Annotated in this window: 2 tRNA genes and 1 rRNA gene; all 3 read right to left on the reverse strand. The window is 52.3% G+C overall.

The features are described from left to right. Positions 1-16: 16 nt before the first annotated feature. Positions 17-89 (reverse strand) — tRNA-Val (locus WS34_RS14955). Positions 90-126: 37 nt separating this feature from the next. Then, positions 127-200 (reverse strand) — tRNA-Asp (locus WS34_RS14960). A gap of 85 nt (positions 201-285) precedes the next feature. Next, a 23S ribosomal RNA gene (locus WS34_RS14965) occupies positions 286-694 on the reverse strand; the annotation flags it as partial.

Here is a 694-nt window from a genome sequence, read left to right on the forward strand (position 1 = left end):
CCACCCTTAATGTATATGGGACCTATAGGGCTCGAACCTATGACCCTCTGCTTGTAAGGCAGATCCTCTCCCAGCTGAGCTAAGATCCCACATATTCAATTATCGTACATACCTTTCGGTATGTAACGACCCAGATGAGACTCGAACTCACGACCTCCGCCGTGACAGGGCGGCGCTCTAACCAACTGAGCCACTGGGCCTTGCAAATTTCTTTGCTATAGAAGATTATCACATCTTCAAAACTACATACATGTTGACTAAGCAATTATATCATAACCAAGCTTGTTGGTCAAGCCCTCACCCTATTAGTAGCAGTCAGCTCCATACGTTACCGTACTTCCACCCCTGCCCTATCAACCTCGTCGTCTTCAAGGGGGTTTACTCCTTTCGGATGGGATATCTCATCTTGAGGGGGGCTTCACGCTTAGATGCCTTCAGCGTTTATCCCTTCCGGGCTTGGCTACCCGGCTATAGACTTGGCAGTCTAACCGGTGCACCAGCGGCCCGTCCATCCCGGTCCTCTCGTACTAAGGACAGCTCCTCTCAGATATCCTACGCCCACGCCGGATAGGGACCGAACTGTCTCACGACGTTCTGAACCCAGCTCGCGTACCGCTTTAATGGGCGAACAGCCCAACCCTTGGGACCTACTACAGCCCCAGGATGCGATGAGCCGACATCGAGGTGCCAAACC

The organism is Odoribacter sp. N15.MGS-14 (genome assembly GCF_000980245.1).
Lineage (GTDB): Bacteria > Bacteroidota > Bacteroidia > Bacteroidales > Marinifilaceae > Odoribacter > Odoribacter splanchnicus.